This is a genomic window from Prevotella scopos JCM 17725, assembly GCF_018127785.1.
Classification (GTDB): domain Bacteria; phylum Bacteroidota; class Bacteroidia; order Bacteroidales; family Bacteroidaceae; genus Prevotella; species Prevotella scopos.
Map to the genome: position 1 here is coordinate 1,625,671 of NZ_CP072390.1, position 17,966 is coordinate 1,643,636.

14 protein-coding genes and 1 tRNA gene are annotated in these 17,966 nt (G+C 40.3%); 7 read left to right on the forward strand and 8 right to left on the reverse strand.

The genetic code is table 11. The features are described 5' to 3' along the window. Nucleotides 1–2: 2 nt before the first annotated feature. Nucleotides 3–788, reverse strand: a complete 786-nt coding sequence (locus tag J4856_RS12110; RefSeq protein ID WP_065367676.1) for a winged helix-turn-helix domain-containing protein — start codon at nucleotides 786–788, stop codon at nucleotides 3–5. A 212-nt stretch (nucleotides 789–1,000) separates the two neighbouring features. Between J4856_RS12110 and J4856_RS12115 the strand changes: the two genes are divergently transcribed. From J4856_RS12115 to J4856_RS12130, 4 genes are all read left to right on the forward strand, one after another. Beyond that, nucleotides 1,001–1,071 (forward strand) — tRNA-Gln (locus J4856_RS12115). Nucleotides 1,072–1,144: 73 nt separating this feature from the next. Continuing rightward, complete coding sequence (locus tag J4856_RS12120) at nucleotides 1,145–2,374, forward strand: glycoside hydrolase family 27 protein (protein WP_025837677.1); 1,230 nt, start codon at nucleotides 1,145–1,147, stop codon at nucleotides 2,372–2,374. A gap of 463 nt (nucleotides 2,375–2,837) precedes the next feature. Further along, on the forward strand, nucleotides 2,838–3,773 hold the full coding sequence (locus J4856_RS12125; protein WP_025837675.1) for an AEC family transporter: 936 nt from the start codon (nucleotides 2,838–2,840) through the stop codon (nucleotides 3,771–3,773). Nucleotides 3,774–3,800: 27 nt separating this feature from the next. After that, nucleotides 3,801–4,751 carry an alpha-hydroxy-acid oxidizing protein gene (locus J4856_RS12130; RefSeq protein ID WP_025837673.1) on the forward strand — a complete coding sequence of 317 codons (951 nt, stop codon included), beginning with the start codon at nucleotides 3,801–3,803 and terminating at the stop codon, nucleotides 4,749–4,751. Between the two features lie 63 nt (nucleotides 4,752–4,814). On the opposite strand, the gene J4856_RS12135 is transcribed toward J4856_RS12130, so the two are convergent. The 7 genes from J4856_RS12135 to metK form a co-directional block, all read right to left on the reverse strand. Then, the gene (locus J4856_RS12135; protein ID WP_025837671.1) at nucleotides 4,815–6,086 is read right to left on the reverse strand and encodes a clostripain-related cysteine peptidase; all 1,272 of its coding nucleotides are present in this window, start codon (nucleotides 6,084–6,086) and stop codon (nucleotides 4,815–4,817) included. A gap of 129 nt (nucleotides 6,087–6,215) precedes the next feature. Continuing rightward, on the reverse strand, nucleotides 6,216–7,514 hold the full coding sequence (gene tyrS, locus J4856_RS12140) for a tyrosine--tRNA ligase (RefSeq protein ID WP_065367675.1): 1,299 nt from the start codon (nucleotides 7,512–7,514) through the stop codon (nucleotides 6,216–6,218). Between the two features lie 105 nt (nucleotides 7,515–7,619). Beyond that, on the reverse strand, nucleotides 7,620–7,919 hold the full coding sequence (gene yidD, locus J4856_RS12145) for a membrane protein insertion efficiency factor YidD (RefSeq protein ID WP_025837669.1): 300 nt from the start codon (nucleotides 7,917–7,919) through the stop codon (nucleotides 7,620–7,622). Beyond that, nucleotides 7,919–8,344 carry a ribonuclease P protein component gene (gene rnpA, locus J4856_RS12150; protein WP_025837667.1) on the reverse strand — a complete coding sequence of 142 codons (426 nt, stop codon included), beginning with the start codon at nucleotides 8,342–8,344 and terminating at the stop codon, nucleotides 7,919–7,921. The genes yidD and rnpA overlap by 1 nt, the downstream gene beginning before the upstream one ends. An 83-nt stretch (nucleotides 8,345–8,427) precedes the next feature. Further along, complete coding sequence (locus J4856_RS12155) at nucleotides 8,428–9,180, reverse strand: uroporphyrinogen-III synthase (protein WP_025837665.1); 753 nt, start codon at nucleotides 9,178–9,180, stop codon at nucleotides 8,428–8,430. Nucleotides 9,181–9,186: 6 nt separating this feature from the next. Continuing rightward, nucleotides 9,187–10,119 (reverse strand): DUF4271 domain-containing protein, encoded by a 933-nt coding sequence (locus tag J4856_RS12160; protein ID WP_025837664.1) that lies wholly within the window; start codon nucleotides 10,117–10,119, stop codon nucleotides 9,187–9,189. 6 nt (nucleotides 10,120–10,125) lie between these two features. Continuing rightward, on the reverse strand, nucleotides 10,126–11,418 hold the full coding sequence (metK, locus tag J4856_RS12165) for a methionine adenosyltransferase (protein WP_025837662.1): 1,293 nt from the start codon (nucleotides 11,416–11,418) through the stop codon (nucleotides 10,126–10,128). Between the two features lie 976 nt (nucleotides 11,419–12,394). On the opposite strand from metK, the gene J4856_RS12170 reads away from it, so the two are divergent. From J4856_RS12170 to J4856_RS12180, 3 genes are all read left to right on the forward strand, one after another. After that, nucleotides 12,395–14,521: a heavy metal translocating P-type ATPase gene (locus J4856_RS12170; RefSeq protein WP_025837659.1), complete on the forward strand. Its 2,127-nt coding sequence runs from the start codon at nucleotides 12,395–12,397 to the stop codon at nucleotides 14,519–14,521. Nucleotides 14,522–14,763: 242 nt separating this feature from the next. After that, nucleotides 14,764–15,684, forward strand: coding sequence for an IS256 family transposase, variant Zn-binding type (locus tag J4856_RS12175; RefSeq protein WP_428842426.1), 921 nt, complete (start codon nucleotides 14,764–14,766; stop codon nucleotides 15,682–15,684). A gap of 858 nt (nucleotides 15,685–16,542) precedes the next feature. Continuing rightward, nucleotides 16,543–17,838, forward strand: a complete 1,296-nt coding sequence (locus tag J4856_RS12180; RefSeq protein ID WP_025839768.1) for a Fic family protein — start codon at nucleotides 16,543–16,545, stop codon at nucleotides 17,836–17,838. Nucleotides 17,839–17,966 lie beyond the last annotated feature (128 nt).

A 17,966-nucleotide genomic window follows, 5' to 3' on the forward strand; every position in this document is an offset into this window, starting at 1 on the left:
TTTTAAAGATGACACCTATTCCATTTAGAAAGACGATCTGACATTTTCTTTGAAGATGAATCAGAAGCCAATCGGTAGCCATCACCCCTGTCAGCCACAATCTTTAATCCGCAACGCTCACTGACAATAGGCTTCAAACGACGGATAAGCGTATAGAGCGTTTCGCTTGCATCGGGTTTCTTTGGCCAAAGCGTTTCGCAGATAACAGCCTTCGACAGCTTACAATCTACTGTATTGATAAATAGTTCCATCAGTTGCTGTTGCATCGGAGTAAAGGCTATTTTCTCCCCATGCCAGTCACGAAAACTATGATCAGAAGCGGCATATACCATCTTTCCCAACACTAATCTGTCAGTACGATGACGACGAAAATAGACGATAGAGGCAGCCATCCAAACCAATGATAACAATAAGAATGAAAGCGGTAGACGCTGATCGGATAATCCCCATACCGTAGCAAAGGAACAATCGGCATAACTTTGGAAGGTAAGTATATGGTTACCCGACTGCCATTTCATCTGTTTACTATGCAGCGAATGACTATCATCACCCAATGCGTATGACACAAACGAACGACTTTTGAGGTCGGCTATCTGTAAATGTTGCCGATAACTTTGTATAGTATCAGGTGTTATCCACGCCTCACGTTTCCCAGTAAGAGTCTTCAATAAAGCCTGATTCATATCCTGTACAATAGATGTTTCCGCACAGTGATAGCTGTCAATACTTGCCCATACTGCCGAGCAAACGAGTAGTAAAAATATGATAACTGACGATATAGGTTTCATAGATTTGTATAATAAAAAGTGATAGAATGTTCCGAGCTATAGTATGCTACAAAGATAATCTTTTATCTTATAAACACCAAACAGCATAGAAGAAATATCAGATAAAATGGGAGTAATTTGCGTATATTTGCTGCACAAACACAGTAGATACGCAAAATTATACAGTAAAATTTGGGCATTAAACTAAAAAACATTACCTTTGCACCCACGATTGTCCTATGGTGTAATGGTAGCACTACAGTTTTTGGTTCTGTCAGTGGTGGTTCGAATCCGCCTGGGACAACACAGAAAATCCGCGGATTCTTTATGAGTCTGCGGATTTTTTAGTATCTGATAATTCCTAAATTATAATTATAATGATTGAGCAACTACCTAAACTTCGTAAATCATTTTTGTTGATTACAGCCTTTCTACTGGCATCATTGCACACGACCGCTGCTAATCGTGATTCATTAGCACTGACTCCTCCAATGGGTTTTATGACCTGGAACAAATATAAGGAGGACATCAACGAACAACTTATTCGACAAATTGCCGACAAGATGGCGGCTGATGGCTATGCTGAAGCTGGATATAAATACATCTTCATCGATGATGCATGGCAGGGAGGACGCGACAAACGCAATAACATTATCCCTGACCCTAAGAAGTTCCCAAGCGGAATGAAGGCACTCGCAGACTATGTTCACTCAAAGGGTTTGTTACTCGGCATTTACTCTGATGCCGCTCAGCTCACTTGTGCGGGCTACACAGCAAGCTATGGTTTTGAGGAACAAGATGCCAAGACCTTTGCAGAATGGGGAATAGATTATCTGAAATACGACTACTGCCACGCACCTTCTGACAGTGCCGTTGCCCATAAACGCTATAAGAAGATGGCTGATGCACTACAGAATTCAGGTCGTAAGATTGCCTTGGGTGTCTGTGAATGGGGACAGCTGAACCCAGAGATGTGGGCTCGTCAGGCTGGTGGTTCACTCTGGCGTGTGAGCTATGACGTGCGTGATATGTGGAAAGACATCGTGAAGCAGGGAGGTATGGGTATCATTGATATCATCAACATTACCGAACCACTTTATAAATACGCAGGTCCAGGCTACTGGCTCGACATGGATATGCTCGTCGTTGGACTTGACGGAAAAGGTGGACCATCAAGCGATTTAGGTGGTGTAGGCTGTACTTATACTGAGTATCAGACCCAGATGTCAATGTGGTGCATGTTCGCTTCACCTTTAGCGGTGAGCCACGACATCTTGAACGAGAACGCAGAAACACGTCGCATCCTCCTCAATAAGGAGATTATTGCTATCAATCAAGATGCGCTTGGCGAGGCTGCTCACAGAGTTGACTTCCCCAGTGCATGCCGTGTCTATCTCCGAAAACTAAGTGGTAATCGTCAGGCAATTGCCATCATGAATCCTTCAGACGCTCCTCAGCGTGTTCAGTTGCCACTTTCTATCCTCGGCAATGCAAAGGAATACAATTTCAGAGACGTATGGGAGCACAAGACAACACGTCAACGTAAGGCTTGGCAAGGAACCTTACAACCTCATGAAACAAAGGTATTTACGGTTACAACACGATAATCCGCATATTATTTTGTAAAGAAAAGAATTAAAAGATAACATTTTTTTATCCCCAACAACTGGCACAGCATGTTCCTGCTGTGCCAGTTTTGTATTCCAAAAACATCCTTTTATTATCATTCTAAGCTATTATTTCACATCGTGCTGTTGGTCCGCACCAATGGTGCGAACGGCAAACACCAATGGTGCGGATGCTTAGCACCAATGGTGCGGAGAATAAAACACCTTACTATCTATTGTTAGGATAGAAACAACTCACGCCTAAATCAAGCTACAATTACCCTTTTCAGTAATCACTCCCCTCTCCTTTCGGAGAGGGGTCGGGGGTGAGGCTATCTTTCGTTTGGTAAGGGTCGGGGGTGAGGCTTCTTATTTAAATTCTCCTATTCATTTGCCAATATCGTGCATTTTATCTATATTTGTACGTTGTAACAAATACAAATTAGATAAATTCAGCAAATAAATGAAAGCAATAGAAATCCTCTTCCCTGTCTTCTTTATGATGTTCCTCGGCTGGTTGAGTCACAGAAGAGGTTGGGTAACAGCAGGACAGAACGAAGGAGCAAAGTCATTAGTATTTAATATTCTTTTCCCGCTGCTCGTCTTTCACGTACTTGTAAAAGCAGAGTTATCGACGAATTTCATTTATGAGATTCTCTTTTTAGATGCCGCTTGGATTCTTGTCTATCTGATAGGTAAGAGCATAGCAAAGCCCATTAGCGGTCGTTACGCCCGTTTGGCACCCTTCCTACTGATGACTTGCGAAGGAGGTAGCGTTGCCCTACCCCTTTACATCGCACTTGTAGGAGCAGAACACGCAGTGAATATCATTACCTTTGACGTTGCTGGTATCCTTATCAACTTTGGACTTGTGCCAGCACTCGTCACCCGCCAAACATCAAAGGATGTGGCTTTCTTGCCTATGGCAAAACGAATTATTACAGCCCCTTTCATCATTGCCGTTATCGTGGGTATTCTCGTCAATATGTCGGGCTTGTACCAATGGCTGATGGAGAACGAACTTCACAGAATCTATGATGGTACGATGGATATGGCAATGACACCTATTGCGAGTATTATCCTCTTCACCCTCGGCTATGGTTTCCACCTGCGTGCAGCACAGATTAAGCCACTTTTGGCATTGACAGTGGTGCGCCTTGTGCTGTGTGGGGCTATCGTAGGAGCCTTCTTCTTGCTGTTCCCAGAATTGATGGCAGTAAAGATATTCCTTGTTGGCGTACTACTTTACTTTGCTTGTCCAACAGGTTTTCCCGTACCGCTACAGATAGAAAGTCTTTGCAAAGACGAGGATGACGAAAGCTTTATGTCGGCTTTTATCTCTATCTTTATCGTGGTGGCAATGGTAGTATATACGTTGATAACATTATTATTGATATAATTTTAAGGAGTTAAGGAGTGAAAGAATATGAACGATAACGTAAAGAGTCCATGGCCAGGACCAGCGGGAATGATACCCGTAACAAGTGGCAAAGCAGATGATGCAAATGTTTTTAACCGCAACTACTTGGATTCTATCCATGTTGAGATGCGTGTTATTGATGCTGTTGAGCCAACATTGAAGACAGTTATCTTCGGTGAAGAGTTCGATTCACCAATTATGATGCCAGCCTTCTCGCATCTAAATAAGGTGCTGAAAGATGGCAAGAAACCAATGTTAGAGTATGCACGTGCTGCCAAAAAACTGAACACAGTCAACTGGGTGGGTATGGAACCTAACGAGGAGTATGCTGAAATCGCAGCTGAAGGAGCAAGGACAGTGAGAATCATTAAGCCGTTCGCTGACCATAATATTATTTTAGATGAGATTCAGTTTGCTATCAAACACGGTGCTATAGCTGTCGGTGTAGACATTGACCATGTACCTGGTACAGACGGGCGGTATGATGTTGTAGACGGTATTCCACTCGGTCCTGTCATGCTTTCCGACCTCAAAGAATACGTGAAAGCCGCTGACAACGTACCATTCATTGCTAAGGGCGTACTCTCTGTGCAGGATGCTTTGAAGTGTAAGGAGGCAGGCTGTGCTGCGATTGTTATCTCTCATCACCACGGACGTATTCCTTTTGGCGTTGCTCCGCTGATGGTTCTACCTAAGATTAAGGCAGCATTGGAGGGAAGCGGTATCGCCATCTTCGTTGACTGTGGCATTGATACAGGCTACGATGCTTACAAAGCACTTGCATTAGGTGCTGATGCAATAGCTGTTGGGAGAGGAATCCTCAAGCCATTGCTACAACAAGGAGCAGAAGGAGTTGAAGAGAAGGTACAAAAAATGAACGAACAACTTTCAGAGCTGATGATGTACACCTGCGTGAAAGATACCCGTTCATTCGATGCGTCTGTGCTTTATATCTAAAGAAATAGCATCTATAGAAGGTTACTTTTCTATAGATGCTATTTTTATATTTACCTTTTAATCCTAATGGGTAGCCTTATAATACAGATTCTTGTTTAATGACTGTCTAACCTCAGGATTACTTGAAGGATCAGAAATAGTGATACCCGAATAGGTACGAATGGGAACTACATGTCCAAAACTGTCCTTATTAAAAGTAGTATAATACGAACTTGTATTTCCCTTTTCAGGTACAAGAAGGTTCAGCTGCTGGTTGAACCTTGCCAATAAAAGTGGGTCATTATGTAAGATTGTACGTACATAATCGCCCATATCATAGAACTTTGAAGGATTATAACCATCCATACTTTGAAGGTTACTTTCAACAAATGGAGAGAGCGAAGCAGACCTATTAACATCCTTCATCAAATTCACCATATTTTCAACCTGCGAACAATCAATTACACTGATTGTACCATAAGGATAAGAAGAGCCTTTATAAGTGTAATTACTATAAAAGTTGATGAAGTCATTACAGATTCTATGATAATCTGGATTCACCTTTGACAGTTCCCCCCACAAGAGCTTATAAGGCATACCATAAGCCATAATCTCTGTTGGACTACCAATAATATGGTTTGTTACATTACGAAGTTCATAAGCAACTTCAATACCTGTCATATTACAATCGTCAAAGAGAATGTACTGGAACTTACCGATACCAGAATCTTCAATACCTTTAGTGAAGGTCGAGATATCAGTTTGATAATCTCCACCACCAAACCAACGCATTGGAGGACCCACCAAATCTGTCTCTATATCACGTTCAATAGGAGAAGCGACAGAACGGGTAAGACGTGTACTCGGCTTACCAGGAATCCAACCCATACCATGACATCCCACAATCAATGAGTAGTTCTTAGCTGGAGCTTCCTGCTTAACACGCTTCAAAATGCTTGTTATCCATCCTGACGTATTTAAGCGCAAACCTGACAATGTATTGTTATAGACAGCAAGGGTATCGTTTATACACTTCCTGTTCTTATACTTAATTTTATATAGATAACCTTTTGATATCGAATCTGAAATGAACACAATCAGCTGCTTATTCCCCAAGCCTCCTTGTTGCTCCACTGCTTGTTTAATATCATCGAGATTACCATTAAAGAAATTATAGAGATTATTTCTAACTACTCCGTCATTTGTTACACCTGACCAAGGCATATAAACAAAGATAGTCTGCTCAACCTCTCCCGTTGAAGGTGTTGGCTCAGGAATTGGGTCTGGGTCTTCACCACTACAAGAGGCAAAGAGCACAAAGATTGTCAGTTGCAAGAAAAATACAATTTTCTTCATAATGAAACTTTTTATGCCCATAAATATTCAGTAAGAATACTATGGGAAGTGGTTAAATAAAAGGCCTTACAACGTCACAATGGGCGAAGAAAGACCTTTCATAGTTTACGTATTATAATTTGTAGATACTTACTTTACGATGATCAAAGAATAGTTTTTCTTACCCTTCTGAACGAGGAGATACTTACCATCGATAAGGTCATCGACTGTTACAGGCTGGTCAAAAGCTGCAAGCTTCTCCTTGTTAAGTGCTACACCACCGCCCTTAACGAGTTTACGCATCTCACTCTTACTTGGGAAGATCTGCATTCCTTCCTGATTGAAAACATCAACAGCAGGCTGACCAAGTACATCTTTTGACACCTCATAGTGTGGTACATCCTTGAAAACGTCAGTGAAAGTCTGCTCGTCTAACTGCAACAAGTTCTCCTTTGTACTCTTACCGAAGAGGATGTTAGAGGCTGCAATAGCCATATCGAGGTCTTCCTGTGAATGAACCATACGCGTAACTTCTTCAGCAAGACGATACTGGAGCAGACGACGACCTGGGTCTTGACGATGTTCTTCAATAAGACTATCAATGACATCCTTCTCCAAAGAGGTGAAGATTTTGATATATTTCTCGGCATCATCATCACTAACATTCAACCAGAACTGATAGAAGGCGTATGGTGTTGTTCGGTTGCGATCAAGCCAAATATTACCACTTTCAGTCTTACCAAACTTCTTACCATCAGCCTTAGTTATCAATGGACAAGTAAGACAGTATGCCTCTGCCTCACTACCAAGCGTACGACGAATAAGTTCGGTACCAGTAGTCATGTTACCCCATTGATCATTACCACCCAATTGCAACTTTACACCATACTTCTCATATTGATAGAGGAAGTCGTAACCCTGCAGAAGCTGATAGGTAAACTCCGTAAAGCTAAGCCCATCGCGAGCCTCACCATTCAAACGCTTCTTCACGCTATCCTTGGCCATCATATAGTTGACGGTGATGTGCTTACCAACCAAACGAGCAAAGTCGAGGAAGGTGAAGTCCTTCATCCAGTCATAGTTGTTAACCATCTCCGCCTTGTTAGGCTCATTGCCATCAAAGTCAAGGAACTTACTTACCTGCTTCTTGATAGCCTCCTGGTTATGATAGAGCGTTTCAGCATCAAGGAGATTACGTTCCTGACTCTTGCCAGAAGGGTCACCAATCATACCTGTAGCGCCACCAACGAGGAGATAAGGCTTATGTCCGCAACGCTGCAAATGACGCAACATCATGATACCACAGAGGTGTCCGATGTGCAGTGAGTCAGCTGTTGGGTCAGTACCCAAGTAAGCTGAAACCATCTCTTTCTGAAGCAATTCCTCAGTACCTGGCATTATCTGTGCCAACATACCACGCCAACGGAGTTCTTCTACAAAGTTCTTCATCTATGTCTTTATACTTTAAGGAGTCAAGGGATTGAAGACCTTAAAGGCATTGCATCCTTTCTTCATAAGCCTCAACTCTGTATTAATATTCTATTGTGAGCATCGTTAGGGTACAGGGTCATAACCACTTCCACCCCACGGATTACATCTTAATATACGCCAAATTGTAAGTGCAAGTCCCTTAAACGGACCATGCTTCAGGATTGCTTGCCTACCATACTCCGAGCAGGTAGGGGTAAAGCGACATGAGGGTGGCGTAAAAGGTGAGATAAACTGGCGATAAAAGAGTATCGGGAGTATCAACAACCACGATAAACCACGAGTGAAAAGTCGCCACAATTTAGCAAAAACATTTTGAGAATGTTGCTCATTTGACACAAGTTTGTTTCTCCCCTTCTCTTCCATCATATCCGTTCTCCTATTCTTTGAAGCAGGTTATAAACCCGCTGATCAACAGTAACAGAGTCTGTCAATTCATTTGAAAGCCATATAAAAGCTATCAGTAACTGCTTATCTGTTAACTCTTTCACACGAAGAGTCACATAACTCTTGTGTTTTCGATAAGCCTCACGCACCTGCCGTTTCACCCTATTGCGCTTCACAGCACGTTTGAAATGCTTTTTTGGAACACTGATTAACACCTGTACATTCGTCTCCGTAACGGCTCCTGCCGATGCAGTAGTCTCAGTAACGTTATCAACCAGTCTATAAACAACCTTCAAAGGGAATGCTGTCATCGCATGACTTCTACCAGGTCCAAAGAGCGTATCTATGAGTTTCTTACTACATAGACGTTCTCTCTTGCTGAATCTTTCTTCATGCTTTCCCATTCCTTATTGGTCTATTTACCGTATATCCGGTACTGATGTCGGCTCCTCCCCCATCCTTTTAGATGAGGAAGAAGCCGTTATTCTTATTTATTTTTCTCTTTCTCCAAGAAAGCACGCAAAGCACCTGTCATAGAAGGGTATTCCTGAGACGGAGCTTGCAAGTCAAGTCTTAAACCTTGTGCCTCAATTTCCTTCGCAGTAGCAGGACCAAAGGCTGCTATCTTGATATCACCTTGTTCGAAGTTAGGGATATTCTCCTTCAAAGCCTTCACACCTGTTGGGCTGAAGAAGACAAGCATATCATAATCAAAGTTCTTAACCTCTTCCTCAGTCAGTCCATTGCTCACTGTGCGATACATCACACATTCCTTATGCTTGAGCTTATTAGCATCCAACAGCTTTGTCAGTGCATCCGTATGAACAGAACTTTGCGGAACAAGGTACTTCTCTGTCTTATGCTTTGTCATTGTAGGGATAAGACTATCTATTTTTCCCGTATTACCAAAGAACACCTTACGTTTGCGGTACTGTACATACTTCTGGATATAGAGTGCAATCGTTTCAATCACACAGAAATACTTCATATCCTCTGGGATAGTGATACGCATTTCTTTAGCGAGATTAAAATAATTATCTACAGCATGACGAGAAGTAAATACCACAGCTGTATAATCCAACAAGTTTATCTTCTGCTGACGGAACTCTTTCGCTGAGAGTCCTTCCACTTTAAAGAAAGGTCTGAAAACCAGCTCCACCCCTAAGTCTTCTGCGATGTCGTAATAAGGCGACTTTTCGCTTGACGGCTTTGGCTGTGAAACCAAGATCTTTTTTATCATCGTGTCCTAAAAGTTTATAATCAAATAGTTATCTGTTATGAACAAAACGCCCCACAATACCATCAGCGGCATCAATTCGAGCGCACAAAAGTACAAAATTATTTGCAGACTGGCACCCATTCTCTTAAAAAAGATGGTATAACTCTTATAAAAAGCAAGCATTTTGATAAATAATATAACAAATAGTGTATAAATCATTGCTGCTTGAAGTGATAAAGAGAAATAAACCTGTAAGAGTACTATAGGGAACAAAAGCACCCCTTCAAGAGAAGAAAGGAAGACCTGCATGCGCCGCCATTGTCCATTATTTTTCCTATCAAAGAACACCCAATTTACAAATCCATAGATGAGATTCTTAAACAGGAAATAAGCAATAAAAACACCAAAAAAGCATCCTATCGCTCCAAGTTGCGACCCACTAGAAAGCTTTCCGGTTCTCAATTCATGCACGAAGAAATAATAGAGAATACTGAATAGTAAAGAGGTTTGTGCAACCAAGATTGTTTGAAAACGCAACTCACCATCTGCCTCAACCATCGACTCCTTGCTACGACTTACATGAAAGAAACTCTTTACCTGCCGTTCTATGAAGTTTCTCGATAGAGAAAACGCCACCATCGCCATCACAAAACAACCTAAGAGCATTGCTGCAATAACATTATCATTGCTTACAGCATAAGGAGCAAGAACGCCCGAAACTCCATCAGCATAATTGTTTCCTCGTTCTAACTTGAAAAACTTATTCCCTTTAAAGTAGCCTTCTTCTGCAAATTTGAAGTCCGTCAGCTGAAACTTCTTCTGTTTTTTAGGGCGCAACAAGATAGACGAGTCAGTTTTCTGACCCGCCTTTGCCACAGAATTTACACTCGTCTTCTTCCCTGCTGCCAATGTTGACTTTAGCAGTAGAGAAGGGCGAACAATAGAATCAGTTGTCGGCATTATCTATTAGAGTCCGAATATCTTTTTAATATCCTCTACTCTGTCGAGCTTTTCCCAAGTGAAGAGTTCAACATCAATCGTCTTTGTCTCATGATAACGGCTTTCGAAGGTTTTCTTAACAACCTCATTCTGACGCCCCATGTGACCATAAGCAGCTGTCTCCAGATACATTGGCTGACGAAGCTTCAGTGTCTTCTCAATAGCCTTTGGACGAAGATCAAACAGTTTCTTCACCATCTCTGCAATCTCACCATCAGTAGCCTTCACGTGTGAACGACCATAGGTATTCACATAAACACTAATAGGCTCGGCAACACCAATGGCATAAGCCAACTGTACGAGAATCTCATCACTCACACCAGCTGCCACCATATTCTTTGCGATATAGCGTGTAGCATAGGCTGCAGAACGGTCTACCTTACTTGAATCCTTACCAGAGAAGGCACCACCACCATGACCGCCTTTACCACCGTAAGTATCAACAATAATCTTACGACCAGTCAAACCTGTATCACCATGAGGACCACCAATCACAAACTTACCCGTTGGATTGACAAGATACTTGATATTGTCGTTGAACAAGGCAAGTACTTTCTCCGATGTTATCTGTGCCTTTACACGTGGCATAAGGATTTCAAGTACATCCTTATGAATCTGCTCTACCATCTCCTTATCAGCCTTCAACTGTGCCTCACGTGAGTCGTCAGCAGGCTTGATAAAGTCGTCGTGCTGTGTTGAAACAACGATAGTGTCAATTCGTTGTGGGATATTGTCATCGCTGTACTCTACTGTCACCTGACTCTTTGAGTCTGGACGGAGATAAGTCATCTGCTTACCCTCCTTACGAATATCAGCAAGAGTGGTCATAAGAAGGTGAGCCAAGTCAAGTGTCACAGGCATATAATTGTCTGTCTCATTACATGCATAACCAAACATCATACCTTGATCACCAGCTCCCTGGTTCTCTGTATCACCATTATCAACACCACGATTGATGTCATCACTCTGCTCATGAATAGCGGTAAGCACGCCACAGCTATTACCATCAAATTGATACTCAGCCTTTGTATAACCGATTTTGTTAATTGTCCTACGAGCAATTGTCTGAAGGTCAACATATTCCTTAGACCTTACCTCACCCATAACCACCACCTGTCCAGTAGTGTTAAAGGTTTCTATAGCGCAACGTGCATCCTCGTCGTATGCCAAGAACTGGTCGAGCAATGCGTCGCTTATCTGATCGGCAACCTTATCTGGGTGTCCCTCAGATACTGATTCCGATGAAAACAAATATGCCATATATTTATCTACTTTTTATGTTTGTATTTATTACTAACTCTCTGTTTAAGAATGCAAAGTTACTGCAACTTAGCGGGATAACAAAATAAATAAGTAAGATTTATACATTATTGGGTGATAGATGATGGGTGATGGGTGGTGAATGTTGGGTGGTGATGATTAGTAGTATTCGGTGTTAAAAGATGAATGATGAAGAAAATACAATCAAAGATTACCCTTTCAAAATCCACTTTATTTGAGAAGTCAATAATTACATCGGAACTATTTTAGTATTATTGTCGCATAATTTGCGACGATATAAACCTTAAATCGTAGCATAAAATGATTCTTCTGTTAAATGTGTGGACGCTTTTCGTATTGCTTTAGCAGAAGAACCATAGCTACTCATTAAACAAAAACATGGCTACGACAGTCTACTATCTATCCTATTATTATTCTCTGTCATTAAAATCTTTTCGTTTTAAGACTTCGAAAATACAATTTCTTTCTTTGAAAAATCTTAAAGAAATAAATCTAAGCGGAATAGAAGGAATATGCGATTTTCGACTTGTTGATTTGCCTAAATGCAAGATAACTTATCCTAATCTTAAAGTATTCTTAGCTGCAGAGGAAATCAGTGCAGAAAAAGGTATAACCGTGTTCTCCATAACAAAAGATGTATATGACAACACAAATGCCGCTGCATTTGTAAATAAATATAGTAAAAACCTCAGCAATGGATATAATATAAGAACTCCGAAAGGGACGCCACAGATCGTTTCTGTGCAAAGTCGGATTTTGCCAAACGAGAGAATATATGTACCTTTGCATATGAGTTGGCACCTAACCCGTTTCGGGTGTGTACACTCTCAGGTCTTAATCCAATGACCGGTATATAGTCCCAGTAATATTCAATCAACTGTGTACTTTTTTCAGGAATCGCATAGACAATGCAAATGTCATTTACATCATTATTAAGTATAAGGAGAAATTTAAAATGAACAATTACAACAAACATTTATCCCACAGTCACCATAATCATGGCGACATGGATCATTCAAAACATGAGCACGGAAGCACGGAAGAACATGGAGACTATAAGGATCAACATCAAGAACATCATGCTGGGCATGATCACAGCGGGCACAGTGGGCATGACCACAGCGGGCACAGTGGGCATGATCACCATCATCACGGAAACTTTAAGGAACTTTTCTTAAAGTCATTGCCACTAGGAATCATTATTATGCTCTTATCCCCTATACATGGATTTAAACTACCATTCCAGTTTACTTTTCCATATTATGATATTGTAGTAGCTATTTTATCTACTATATTAATTATTTATGGTGGACGTCCATTCTATCAAGGTGCAGTTAACGAATTTAAACAAAAAAAACCTGGAATGATGGCACTCGTTTCTTTAGGTTTAAGTGTTTCATATTTATACAGTATTTATGCTGTGATCATTACCTACGTAACGGGTGAACACGTGATGGACTTTTTCTTTGAATTTGCTTCATTACTATTAATCATGCTATTAGGTCACTGGATTGAGATGAAAGCTATTGGAGAAGCAGGAGACGCACAAGCAGCATTGGCTAAATTAGTGCCGAAAGATGCTCACGTTGTATTAGAAGACGATTCAATTGAAACACGACCAGTTGCTGACTTAAAGGTAGGTGATTTAATTCGAGTTCAAGCTGGAGAAAATGTGCCAGCAGATGGAACTATCGAGCGTGGCGAATCACGTTTAAATGAAGCTCTTCTAACTGGAGAATCAAAAGCAGTTAAAAAAGGTCCTGGCGATGAAGTAATCGGAGGCTCAACAAATGGAGAAGGGGTTCTTTATATTAAAGTGAATGAGACAGGTGATCAATCCTTTATATCTCAAGTTCAGAATTTAATCAGCCAAGCTCAAAGTCAGCCTTCCAGAGCAGAAAATATTGCTCAAAAGGTTGCAGGATGGCTCTTCTATATTGCTGTTATTGTCGCGCTAATTGCTTTTGTAACATGGATGGTTATAGAAGATGTGCCAACGGCAGTTATATTTACTATTACTACATTAGTTATTGCTTGTCCGCACGCATTGGGTCTGGCTATTCCATTGGTAACTGCCCGTAGCACAAGCTTAGGAGCTAGCCGTGGCTTACTAGTAAAAGACCGCCAAGCCTTAGAAATAGCTCAAGATGCAGATGTGATAATTTTAGATAAAACGGGTACTTTAACAACTGGTGAATTTAAAGTATTAGATGTAAAACTTCTTAATGACAAATATACAAAAGAGGAAATCATTGCCTTATTGGCAGGTATTGAAGGAGGATCTAGCCACCCAATTGCTCAATCAATTATAAGGTTCGCCGAGCAGCAAGGTATACGTCCAGCATCTTTTGATTCGATTGATGTGATTTCCGGTGCTGGAGTAGAGGGTAAAGCAGGTGGGCACCGTTACCAATTAATCAGTCAAAAAGCCTATGGACGTAATCTTGATATGGATATTCCAAAAGGAGCAACTCTTAGTGTCTTAGTAGAAAACGATGATGCCATTGGTGCTGTAGCTTTAGGGGACGAATTAAAACCAACGAGTAAAGAGTTAATTAAAGCTCTTAAAAAGAACAATATTCAACCAATTATGGCAACAGGTGATAATGAAAAAGCGGCTCAAGGCGCGGCAGAAGTTTTAGGGATTGAATATAGATCAAATCAATCTCCACAAGACAAATATGAGTTAGTTAAAACACTTAAAGATGAAGGAAAGAAAGTTATCATGGTAGGTGATGGTGTAAATGATGCTCCTTCTCTTGCCTTAGCAGATGTTGGTATAGCTGTAGGTGCTGGAACTCAAGTTGCATTGGATTCAGCTGATGTCATATTGACTCAATCCGATCCAGGAGATATTGCATCATTCATTGAATTAGCACACAAAACAACTCGTAAAATGAAACAAAACCTATTTTGGGGAGCTGGTTATAACGTTATAGCTATCCCTCTAGCTGCAGGAATTTTGGCTCCTATTGGTATCACATTAAGCCCTGCATTAGGAGGAATCCTAATGTCTGTGTCAACAGTCATCGTCGCCATTAATGCTATGTTATTAAGTTTAGATCCAAAAAATAACGGTTAACAGATCGAATGATTGAAACTCCTTAAAGTATCAATATACAATAGTTTTACAGGAGAAAAAGAGATGTAAGTACTGGCTCTTTGTAAAATCGTGTTGGTAGAAGTAGACGATTTTTCTACCAACACGATTTTTAATTTATTATAAAACTGATTTCTTGGCCTATATGACAAAAATGTGCTTAAAATCCTTGTAACTATCTAATAATCATTATCTTTGTTTTATTTATATTTTTATGGCAAAAAATCTGCTTTTATTGTGGCTCAAAATCGACTATAAAACGTGGTCATCTTAATGGTAGTCAACGCTGGTATTGTAAGTGCTGTAAGAGGAGCTTTGTTGGACATAATCGCCTTACCAATACCATTGTCAATAATCGTTATTCCAAGGGTAATCTAACAGTCAAAGATCTATCAGAGGAGTACGGAGTTTCAACCAGGACAATTTATAGAAAACTCACCAAATCTTATAAAGAAGAACTTCCCAACCTTCTTGTTCGCCCTGTAGTGGTTTTAATGGATGCCACCTATTGGGGACGTAATTTTGGTGTCGTTATCATGAAGGATTCATTGTCTGGTGATGTACTTTGGTTTAAGTTTATCAATAGGCATGAACGTCTTGAAGACTATAAGGAGGGCATAAGCTACTTGGAGTCACTTGGGTATACCATTCAAGGGCTTGTATGCGATGGTTTTAAGGGACTTAGGCAAGCTTTTCCCAATTATAAATTCCAATTATGCCAGTTCCATCAAGTAATGACTATAAAGACAAAACTAACTTCAAGACCCAAGCTTGAGGCTTCAAAAGAACTGCTTGAATTATCCAAGATGTTATGTCATACGGACAAGGAGTCCTTTATTGGGGCTTTAAAGGAATGGTACACCAAGTGGGAGGATTTTCTTAAGGAACGGACAACAACAGAAGATGGAAAATCACATTATACTCATAAAGCTCTACGTAGTGCTTTTTTGAGCCTTAAAAGGAATATGTCGTCATTGTGGACATACTATGATTACCCTGAATTGAAGATGCCAAATACAAACAATGCCATTGAATCACTCAATGCAGATTTAAAGACAAAATTGAACCTACACAAGGGGATCAGTATGGAAAGAAGAAAGATCTTCATCCAAGACTTTATAAAGTCCCATTCTCCTAAGAAATAAAAGGGGAATGGGAGATTTTAAGCACATTTTTGTCACATAAGAGAAAACGACGCTAAAATAAGCACACTTTTGTCACATAAGCCGATTTCTTTTAAAATCCTATAAGCCATTGATTTTATAAGTTTTATAGCTTGTTATTCTATTTTCTTGACATCAATACTACAGTCTCCACGTGCATTGTCTGAGGGATCATGTCTACCACCTTGATTTTTTCTAGTGCAGACAAGAGTTTTGAAAAAACATTACATAATTTCAAAGAAAACATCTATAACTAACGGCAAAAACACACATAAGAAGCAGGTTTGCAATAAACAGAAAGTCAAGCAGTTATCAAGTAGTAAAGTAAAAGGTGCTTAATAAGACTTCAAAAGGGCGTTAATAAGAGCCTTAAAGAGCATCTTTTGCAACCCAAAAGGGCGTCTTTTAGAAGCCAAAAGAGCATGTGTTGGATTTGAGTTGTACGAAAATAATTTACAAATATAATTTAACAAGGGAATAAGCAGGTTGTAGATGACAGATAGACATCGCACCTAATTACATTTATCATGTAGTTTATCTCCCTTTATAAAACCATCTAATTGGAGGTAAGATTATCATGTATGTGGATTAATCTCATTCTATTAACAATCTACATATTTAACGGAAGAGCCAAATATTGGGTGGTAATGAACAGCAGATATTAGGTGTTAAATGATGGAGGATGACGATATAGCTATCCTACATTTACTCTCCAAGAACGTCGCAAAATATGCGTTATTTGAGAAATTATTTGGAGTTTCGGCATTATTTAAGTATTTTTGTCGCATAATTTGCGACGATACAAGACGCAAATTGTCGCATAAATGATATAAAAGGATGATGTATATACACGAAAGAGACAATTGGACTGACTTCCGTTGGGACACTTCAAAGGTGGAACTACTCCAAGAAGAGATATTCCGTAAACAGGGTTTGCTTTACGGGAGATTGGCTTCATTGGGCTTTGACAGCAAAATACATGCTATGGCAGAGAACCTTACTTATGATATAGTGTATTCTTCAGAAGTTGAAGGCATCCGCCTCAATGTGGATCAGGTCCGTTCTTCCATAGCAAGAAAACTTGGGATTGAGAACGTAAAACATACTGCACCATCTCACTATGTTGACTCTGTTGTCAACGTAATGCTCGAAGCAGTACAGCATTATGATATGATTCTCACAAAAGAAAGATTATATGCTTGGCAAGCTGCATTCTTCCCTTCTGGCTACAGTGAAGGTAGTCAGATAGAAATTGGACAGTATCGAACGAACGAGGAGCATATAGTCAGTGGAATGTTTGGACGCGAGAAAATTCACTATATTGCTCCTTCTCCAGACTGTATTGAAGAAGAAATGCAAAAGTTCCTCAGATGGTTTAATAAAGAAGAACCTGTAAGTAGTGTCATACGTTCTGCCATTGCTCATTTCTGGTTTGTAAGCATTCATCCATTTGAGGATGGAAACGGACGATTAGCACGTATTCTTTCAGATATGCTCTTAGCACGTGGCGAGAAAAGTAGGTTCCGTTTCTACAATATTTCATCACAGATAAACAAGGATAAGAAGCACTACTACGACATTCTCGAACGAATGCAACGTGGAGATGGAGACGTTACGGAGTGGTTAGTGTGGTATATGCAGAAATTGGTGGATGCACTTGACGAAGCTGGTGCCACCATCACAACAATCTTAAACAAGAGTTTCTTCTGGCAGAAAGCATCGGCTATACCACTGACAGAACGACAAACACAAATGCTCAATCTATTTCTTGACGGCTATGAGGCAAAGATAACATCAAAGACATGGGCAACGTTAGCAAAATGTTCGAAGGACACTGCCATTCGTGACATCCAAGATCTTGTTGACAAGAATATCCTTGTAGAAAGTATACCTGGCGCAAAACGACCAAGCTATTCCATCGTTTATGACAAAGAAGATTTAACTCAATTCTTCACGGACGTGAACATAACAGAGGAAAATGGCGTACCATATCTTCATGCTTTATTTAAGACTAAGAAGCCTATATGCGAAAGAGTTACAAAGCTTGACGCTGATCGTTATCAGAAAGGTGATTTGTTATTGAATGATTTACTCAATAAATACTGTTCGTATATGGTTGCCGACAATAAAGAGTGATAACTCTCTATCTATGCAAATAAAGTATATGAATACAAAGGAATATGATAGTTCCGTGTGCATAAAAAGTAGACATCGTAAAATCGACAGGTTCTACAAGCATTTTATCGACCAAAGAAAGAGAGTCC

Bases quoted from the DNA above. Each gene is read 5' to 3' on its own strand.
- J4856_RS12110 (WP_065367676.1), bottom strand. From the start codon at position 788: ATGAAACCTATATCGTCAGTTATCATATTTTTACTACTCGTTTGCTCG.
- J4856_RS12120 (WP_025837677.1), top strand. From the start codon at position 1,145: ATGATTGAGCAACTACCTAAACTTCGTAAATCATTTTTGTTGATTACA.
- J4856_RS12125 (WP_025837675.1), top strand. From the start codon at position 2,838: ATGAAAGCAATAGAAATCCTCTTCCCTGTCTTCTTTATGATGTTCCTC.
- J4856_RS12130 (WP_025837673.1), top strand. From the start codon at position 3,801: ATGAACGATAACGTAAAGAGTCCATGGCCAGGACCAGCGGGAATGATA.
- J4856_RS12135 (WP_025837671.1), bottom strand. From the start codon at position 6,086: ATGAAGAAAATTGTATTTTTCTTGCAACTGACAATCTTTGTGCTCTTT.
- tyrS (WP_065367675.1), bottom strand. From the start codon at position 7,514: ATGAAGAACTTTGTAGAAGAACTCCGTTGGCGTGGTATGTTGGCACAG.
- yidD (WP_025837669.1), bottom strand. From the start codon at position 7,919: ATGGAAGAGAAGGGGAGAAACAAACTTGTGTCAAATGAGCAACATTCT.
- rnpA (WP_025837667.1), bottom strand. From the start codon at position 8,344: ATGGGAAAGCATGAAGAAAGATTCAGCAAGAGAGAACGTCTATGTAGT.
- J4856_RS12155 (WP_025837665.1), bottom strand. From the start codon at position 9,180: ATGATAAAAAAGATCTTGGTTTCACAGCCAAAGCCGTCAAGCGAAAAG.
- J4856_RS12160 (WP_025837664.1), bottom strand. From the start codon at position 10,119: ATGCCGACAACTGATTCTATTGTTCGCCCTTCTCTACTGCTAAAGTCA.
- metK (WP_025837662.1), bottom strand. From the start codon at position 11,418: ATGGCATATTTGTTTTCATCGGAATCAGTATCTGAGGGACACCCAGAT.
- J4856_RS12170 (WP_025837659.1), top strand. From the start codon at position 12,395: ATGAACAATTACAACAAACATTTATCCCACAGTCACCATAATCATGGC.
- J4856_RS12180 (WP_025839768.1), top strand. From the start codon at position 16,543: ATGTATATACACGAAAGAGACAATTGGACTGACTTCCGTTGGGACACT.